1 protein-coding gene is annotated in these 1426 nt (G+C 66.9%); it reads right to left on the bottom strand.

The window, feature by feature from the left end; all coding sequences use genetic code 11:
* Positions 1-19 precede the first annotated feature (19 nt).
* A complete protein-coding gene (locus ACOVRJ_RS19515) occupies positions 20-1276 on the bottom strand; it encodes an IS256 family transposase (protein ID WP_422045492.1) in 1257 nt (418 codons plus the stop codon).
* Positions 1277-1426: the final 150 nt, after the last annotated feature.

Genomic DNA, 1426 nt, shown 5'->3' with positions numbered 1-1426 from the left:
GGTGCCTCAGGGTTGCTGCTCAGGCGGCAGCGGGGGGTGACGAGAGTTTGCCACGCAGCGCGGCTTGGAGCAAGCCGAGGTGTTGGTGACCCTTCACCTTGCGGAACTGCTTCTCGATCTCGAGCAGCGTGGCCGCACACCAGCGTTGTTTCTGGTCACTCGTCCGCCAGCGCGTGATACGACGGGTCTTCGCTTCGACACGGGCCATGACACTCTCGATCAGGTTCGTGGTCTTGAAGCTGATGCCGAGTTTCATGAAGACCTCCAGGCGATGCAGGGTGAGCGTTTCTTCCAGGCCCTCCTCGAGACTCCGGGCCGCGGACGCGTTGTGCTGCTCGAGTTCCCTGCCGAGCTGCCGCAGGGCGCGCTGGGCCTCGCTGTAGGTGGCCTTGGCGTATGCCGCCTGCAGCTTCCGGCGCCACAGCCCCTGCTGGGTCTTGGGCAGGTAGCTCACGACGTTCTCGCGCTTGTGCCACTGGCAGCGCTGGATCGGGACGGTCTCCCCGAATACGTCGCGCACGGCCGCGCTCAGGCCCTTGGCGCCGTCGAGGACGACCAGCAGCCCGGCGGGCGTCTGGAAGCCGCGCTCGACCAGCTCCCGCAGGAACGCCGCGCACACGCGCTTGTTCTCGGTGGCGGTCTGCACGAGGCCCAGGATGCGCTTCTCCCCCGTCGTCGTGACGCCGAGCGCGATGACCACCTGATCGTCGGCAAACGACTTCCCGTCGAGCAGCAACACCAGCCACTCGGCGTCATCGTGGCGGCGTTCATGGAGCGTTTGCAAGGCCTTGGCGCTGGCCCGCACGAAGCGCCGCGAGACGCTCGACTTCGTGAGGCCAAAGGCCTCGGGCACGGCTTCCGCGGCCGCCTCGTAGTCCCGGCACGACAGCCCGCCGAGGACCCGCCGGAACAGGCCGACATCCTGGCCGCGGGGCGTCTGCAATTGGGCGTAGGTGGGCAACGGGACCTCGGTGTTCGTGGCCCTATTGCGCACCCGCGGGACCTGGATGGGGACCTTCTGATCGGCGAGAAACACCGAGCCCGCTTGCGAGCCCCAGCGGGCGATGGCGGGGCGGCCATCGGCGTGCGCGTAGCGCGGCCCGGCGAGGGCGAGCACCTCCTGCTGCAAGGCGTCTTCCACCGCCTGCAGGCCCAACGGGATGAGCGCTTGAATCATGGACAGCGCCAGACTGTTAGCCTCGACGGGCACCGGCTCCGCGCTGGAGGGGGGCGTCGACGACTGGTGGACGGGCGACTTCGTTCGTACTCTTGGCATGGGGGGTGTCTCCTATTGCGGCGTGAATCCTGGCAGGGACCAACGCTTCAGTATGGAGGCACCACCCAACTTTCAACTAGACTCGGGACAGACCCGAGTTAGAGACGCGAACCATCCTTGCAGGATGTTCGTGAACGAGATCATCGACAG

The sequence above is a fragment of the Roseateles sp. genome (assembly GCF_049240545.1).
Lineage (GTDB): Bacteria > Pseudomonadota > Gammaproteobacteria > Burkholderiales > Burkholderiaceae_C > Paucibacter_A.
Note: the sequence above shows the minus strand (reverse complement) of the source record. Positions and strands in the feature narration are given on the sequence as shown.

Coding starts and splice junctions, on each gene's coding strand:
- ACOVRJ_RS19515 (WP_422045492.1), bottom strand. CDS start 1,276: ATGCCAAGAGTACGAACGAAGTCGCCCGTCCACCAGTCGTCGACGCCC.